General features: G+C 38.9%; 4 protein-coding genes. 3 read left to right on the top strand and 1 reads right to left on the bottom strand.

The window, feature by feature from the left end; all coding sequences use genetic code 11:
* Positions 1-119 precede the first annotated feature (119 nt).
* Positions 120-1,577: a conjugal transfer protein TraF gene (traF, locus tag GAB14E_RS18330; RefSeq protein WP_231561979.1), complete on the top strand. Its 1,458-nt coding sequence runs from the start codon at positions 120-122 to the stop codon at positions 1,575-1,577.
* A gap of 23 nt (positions 1,578-1,600) precedes the next feature.
* Here the strand turns inward: traF and greB are convergent, their stop codons facing one another.
* On the bottom strand, positions 1,601-2,080 hold the full coding sequence (greB, locus tag GAB14E_RS18325; protein WP_033080991.1) for a transcription elongation factor GreB: 480 nt from the start codon (positions 2,078-2,080) through the stop codon (positions 1,601-1,603).
* A gap of 125 nt (positions 2,081-2,205) precedes the next feature.
* On the opposite strand from greB, the gene GAB14E_RS18320 reads away from it, so the two are divergent.
* Both GAB14E_RS18320 and GAB14E_RS18315 read left to right on the top strand, forming a co-directional pair.
* Positions 2,206-3,492, top strand: coding sequence for a diguanylate cyclase (locus tag GAB14E_RS18320; protein ID WP_033080992.1), 1,287 nt, complete (start codon positions 2,206-2,208; stop codon positions 3,490-3,492).
* 85 nt (positions 3,493-3,577) lie between these two features.
* Positions 3,578-5,968: a Tex family protein gene (locus tag GAB14E_RS18315; protein ID WP_033080993.1), complete on the top strand. Its 2,391-nt coding sequence runs from the start codon at positions 3,578-3,580 to the stop codon at positions 5,966-5,968.
* Positions 5,969-6,170: the final 202 nt, after the last annotated feature.

Raw genomic sequence — 6,170 nt, forward strand, 5'->3', positions numbered from 1 at the left:
GTTCTACTTTCGGTGCTATGTTAATGTAGGTCATCAGTTGTACACTTAGTTACATGTTGTCGCTAAATAGAGTCGAAATTTTGCAGCTTTTTACATCAATCAGGGATTTGATAAATTTATTGCCTACACATAGCGCCTTTATAGTTATCGCACTATTTTTATGGGCGTTACCGAGCCAATATGTCTTGGCCGATATTCAACCACGAAGTGCTAGTCTAAATTATTCGCAAAAATCCCTTTCAAATGCCGGCAATCCGGCATCCGCAGCTTTAATTGTCGCACGTAAAGATCCGCATGTAATGACGGGCGGCTCTATTGAGCTGGGTGGTGGTATTGAATATGGTAATCTCGATGAACTTTTTGCCAAAATAGATGAATTATCACTACTGTTCAATCCTCCAAGTGAAGGTGATGACGGCAATGATGTCGAATTACCACCAACACCTGAAAATCCTATTAGAGATTACACTTGGGAAGACCTATTTGCCGAGTACCCTGAGCTAGAAGAACGCCTCGATATTGTTAAAAGCAAAGTAATTACCACCGCCGGTTTATTAGCCCTGATAGCATCTGAAGGTTACGGCAAAGCAGAAGCTACTAGTGAGGCTAGTTTTGTTTTAAATGAAGGTCTATTCGGTGGTACTTTATTGTTGGGGATGTCTTTTAAAGGCAACTCGAAAGCGGTTGGAATTTTTGAGGATATTAATTTTAATTCAGAGCAAGCTAAAGAACAGCTGCAGACCATCCCTGGTTTAAGTGAATCTGACCCAGTACAAGAACTTGATCTATCTGGTGGAATAACCTTGTTTTATAACCCGGCCAATAACAAAGTAAAAATGACGGTTGATAATGACAGCCTATTGCTTATTAAAGCGGCGAAGGTATCTCAGTTTTCACTGTCTTACAGTCGACATGCGTTGGAAAGTGATTTAGGTGATTTATATTGGGGAGTTAAACCAACGTTTTACCGAGTAGGTTTAACCAATGTTGGTACCCGTATTGGTGAAATTACCGATACGGAAGCTTTATTTGATGATATTAAAAATGCTGATTTTATTTATGAAAATGGTCTTGATATGGATTTAGGGGTAGTTTGGGCGGCCGAGCATTATCAACTAGGTGCATCATTAACGAGTATTTTCGAACATAATTATGATTTTCCTGATTATGACCGAGGACGGTTTAACTCAGAGAATATTATTAGCCAACTAGATCAACATGTCACGTATACCATGGAGCGTCAGTTGAAACTCGAAGCGGGTATTTTTACTGATCAGCGCCATTGGAGCTTAAATGTTGAATTAGATGCCAATGCTGTTGTTGATCCTATGCATGATGAGTATCAGTGGTTTACCTTAACCGCAGGTTATGCAGCTGATAGCTGGTGGTTACCCAGCGCCCGTTTAGGTATGAGCAGAAATTTAGCAGGTACTGGCTTAGGTTATATTAATGCCGGTGTTACTATGATGAGATTTATCAATCTTGATGTCGCTACTACCTTAGATACAGTCACCCTAGATGGTAGTGAGATGCGACGTGGCGCAAATATACGTTTAGGCGTACAGTTTGATTATTAAACTGTCGGTTACCAGTGACTTTATTATGGCAACTTATAGCTAATCTTTATAATATCAAAAAATCGCTCAGCTTCAGGGGTTTTTACCACTATCTCATCACCAACAACTTTACCTAATAATGCCCGTGCCATGGGTGAATCAATACTGATTTCTCCTCGTTTTATGTCCCATTCATCAGGACCAACTACACGGTAAATTACTTCAATATCATCTTCATTGACTAAGGTAACCCAAGCACCAAAAAATACTCGGCCTTCTTGCTGGGCGTTGGGATAGACTATGTTTAAGTCTTCGGTACGCTTCATTAAAAAGCGCACTCGTCGATCTATTTCTCGCAAACGTCGTTTGCCATAAATATATTCGGCATTTTCACTGCGATCACCTTGTGCCGCTGCTTCACTGACCGAACGAGTGATTTTAGGTCGTTCGTCTTTCCAAAGAAACTTCAGTTCTTTATCTAAACGATCCCAGCCTGCACGAGTTATATAGTTTGATTTTTTCATAGTTTATTTGTTCATAATTACTGTACTAAGTCTCAACATAATATCAAAATTGTAACGTATATTGGTATAACTAAAAAACAGCGACCATACTGTTAAATAGTTTATCTATGTTATTAGAAGTGTGAATGAAAGCATTGGTTGTTGAACCCTCAAGAGTCTATCGATTATTACTTAATGAATTTCTTTATGGCTACTCTATAAGTTATGAGGAAGTCTCTACTGGCGACGCTGCCTTAACAGAGTTGACGAACAATAAAGTTGATTTGGTTATTGTGGCAATGAATTTAGTCGACATGACCGCACTTACCTTAGCTAAACAGATAAAAGTTATCTCGGGCATGGAAAACTGCAAAATAGTGGTTATTACCGGTGAGCAAGATCAAAATAAATTAGCAGAAATGAAAATTTTTGAGGTGAATTATGTCTGCCAACGTAATGAATTACCAAAGCTAAAAGATATTTTAACTGAACTAACTAAGAACAGTTTAGCGGTAGTGCAAGTGCCTGGCCGGATCTTATATGTTGAAGATCATCTAACATTAGCAAATATGACCAAAGAAATTTTGCAGCAAATGGGCCTTACGGTGGACCACCATAAAACGGCTGAAGATGCTTTACTGCAATTTGAAAGCACGGCTTATGATTTAGTGCTGTTAGACATTGTGCTACCTGGCAAAAAAGATGGCATTGCGATGATTGAGGAGATCAGAGCAAAGACTGATGGTAAAGCGCTAACGCCTATTCTTGCCATGTCAGCGACAATAAAAACTAGCCAGAAAATTCATGCTCTGCAAGTAGGTGCAAATGATTTTATTATCAAGCCGGTTATTCAGGCTGAGTTAATCGCCAGAGTAAAAAATTTAGTAGTAGCTCGGCAGCTATTCATAAAAATGATCAGCCAACAACAAAAATTAGAACAGTTAGCTATGACAGACCAGTTAACGGGTTTATATAATCGTTACTTTCTCAACTCTTTTAATAAAAAAGCATTGAGCTTAGCTAAGCGGCATAAATACCCACTAAGTTTTATCATGATTGATCTCGACAAATTTAAATATATTAATGATACCTTTGGTCATGAACAAGGTGATGAAGTACTGGTTAATATTGCCGCGGTACTGCAAAAAAGTTGTCGGCTAGAAGATATTGCCGTTCGTTTAGGAGGTGATGAATTTTTAGTGGTTCTGCCACATTGCTCCCTAGTAGAAGCGACAAAAAAAGCTAATCTTCTCTGTGCTAAAGTTCATGCTATTCAAGCGAGTAAGTCTACTGTGGTTGTGGCTGCAAGCTTTGGTATCAGTTCAACAGAGCAGGGTAGTTTTAACTATAAAGCTTTATTCGATTTAGCCGATCAAGCCGCCTATCAAGCAAAGGCACAAGGTGGTAATACTGTACATTTTTTACAAATATAGCCAGAAAGTGGCAGTATAATTTTCGTCAGAACAGTTTTCTGCTATTATGCCAACCAACATATTACCCTGCTGGAACTGCCTTTCAATGTTAACTATTGCCGAGCAAATTGCTCAAGAACTCAATGTTAACGCGGTACAAATTAATGCCGCTATTACCTTACTTGATGATGGTGCTACTGTGCCATTTATCGCTCGTTACCGTAAAGAAGTCACCCAAGGTTTAGATGACAATCATCTACGCCATTTAGCACAACGCTTAAGTTATTTACGAGAACTTGAAGACCGTAGGCAAGTGATTTTAGTAAGCATAAAACAGCAAGATAAGCTTAGTGCGGAGCTGGAAAAATTAATCAAACAAGCAGATAACAAAACCCGTTTAGAAGATTTATATTTACCTTATAAACCCAAACGACGTACTAAAGGAAAAATTGCCAGTGAAGCAGGCATTACACCATTAGCTAATAAGTTGTTTAATAACTGGCAACTTACGCCAATAGTCGAAGCGCAAGCTTTTATCAATGAAGCGGCAGGTTTTGCTGATGTAAAAGCCGTGCTTGAAGGGGCTAGTTATATTTTGGCGGAACGCTTTAGTGAAGATGCAAATTTACTCGCTAAGCTGCGTCGACATATGTTAAAGCAAGCACACCTGACGAGTAAACTGGTTAAGGGGCAGGATAAAGCCGCGGCAAAATTCCGTGATTACTTTGAACATAGTGAAAAACTTAAATCAGTTCCCTCTCATCGCATGCTTGCGATGCTACGTGGTAGAAATGAAGGCTTCCTACAGCTGAATATTGATGTTGATCCTGGCCAAGAAATGACAGTGTTCAATAGTGCTGAACAGCTTATTATTGAACATTTAACATTACGTTGTTTATCGACAGGTAATAAACCAGCGGCAGCAGAATTTTTAACAAAAGTTGTGCAATTAACTTGGAAAGCCAAATTAAATGTAAGTTTGACCAATGAACTGGTGACTAGTTTACGTGAACAGGCTGAAACTAAAGCGATAGATGTTTTTTCTAATAACCTTGCTGATTTATTAATGGCTGCTCCTGCTGGCGCACAAGTGACCTTAGGTTTAGATCCTGGATTAAGAACTGGTTGTAAACTTGCCATTGTTGATGGCACGGGAAAATTATTGCATACCGCTACTATCTTCCCACATGCACCACAAAATCATTGGGATAAATCAGTAAGAACCTTAGTTAATACTTGTCGACAGCATAAAGTTGAATTAGTCGCTATTGGTAATGGCACTGGTTCACGTGAAAGTGACAAATTAGTGGCCGAGGTTATACAAACTTTTAAAGCTGATGAAAGTAAAATACAGCTAACTAAAATGATTGTCAGTGAAGCGGGTGCATCTGTTTATTCAGCCTCTGAATTTGCAGCTAAGGAATTTCCTGATCTTGATGTATCAATTCGTGGTGCTGTTTCCATCGCTAGGCGATTACAAGATCCATTAGCTGAGCTGGTAAAAATTGATCCTAAAGCCATAGGTGTTGGACAGTATCAGCATGATGTTAGTCAGAGTCAGCTCAGTAAAACCCTTGATGATGTTGTCGAAGATTGTGTAAATGCGGTAGGTGTTGACTTAAACAGTGCATCGGCAGCGTTATTAACACGGGTTTCGGGGTTAAACAAAACCATGGCTAGCAATATAGTTGCCTATCGAGATGACCAAGGGCGCTTTACCAATAGAAAGCAATTAAAAAAAGTAGCACGATTAGGACCAAAAGCATTTGAGCAAGCCGCCGGTTTTTTACGGATAACCGATGGTGATAACCTGTTAGACCAATCTGCTTTGCATCCTGAAAGTTATGCTTTGGTAGAGAAAATTCTCAAGCAATTACAAATCGATGTAACTCAAGTGCTAAATAACAGCAGCAAATTGAATGCCTTAGATATAAGTCAGTTAACAAGTGATGAAGTTGGTGAAATTACAGTAAAAGGAATTATTGATGAGCTAGCCAAACCAACGAGAGATCCTCGTCCAGAGTTTAAAACCGCTAGTTTTGCCGAAGGTGTAACCACCATGGCCGATTTAACACTAGGTATGATACTTGAGGGTGTTGTCTCTAATGTCGCTAACTTTGGTGCATTTGTTGATATTGGCGTACACCAAGACGGCTTGGTACACATTTCTTCCATAACCGATAAATTTGTTAGTGATCCACGTGAAATCGTCAAGGCAGGGGATATTGTTAAAGTCAAAGTTCTTGAGATTGATGCAACTCGCAAGCGCATCAGTTTAACTATGCGATTAGATGAACAAGTGGTAACTCAAGCCCAAAAACCAAGCCAAGCTCAAAATCGTGACAACAAGGCTAAAAATAATCAGGTAACTGCGAGTAATAATAAAAGCCAACAAGGGAAACCTGTTAACCAGCAAAATAAATCGAAAAGCAAAAAAGTCGATAATGCTGCTATGGGTAACGCTTTCGCCGATGCTTTTGCCAAACTTAAAAAATAATTTATAATTATTTTAAATTAATTGTTAAAATAATGTTGACTAACTTAATGAGAACGATTATCGTTTAGTTGTTGCTTAGGCAGTGAATGCTCTCTCACTAAATAAGTAACAGTAAAGCATGGAACTTAATGGTTATGCTCCAGGACACATAACCATTAAGTGACCACTTTAGGATTTTACAGGGTTTTGCTCAGTTCAATTC

The sequence above is a fragment of the Colwellia psychrerythraea genome (assembly GCF_000764185.1).
GTDB classification, from domain to species: Bacteria; Pseudomonadota; Gammaproteobacteria; order Enterobacterales; family Alteromonadaceae; genus Colwellia; species Colwellia psychrerythraea_B.

Excerpts from the sequence above, each read along its gene's own strand:
- greB (WP_033080991.1), bottom strand. The coding sequence starts at position 2,080 with ATGAAAAAATCAAACTATATAACTCGTGCAGGCTGGGATCGTTTAGAT.
- GAB14E_RS18320 (WP_033080992.1), top strand. The coding sequence starts at position 2,206 with ATGAAAGCATTGGTTGTTGAACCCTCAAGAGTCTATCGATTATTACTT.
- GAB14E_RS18315 (WP_033080993.1), top strand. The coding sequence starts at position 3,578 with ATGTTAACTATTGCCGAGCAAATTGCTCAAGAACTCAATGTTAACGCG.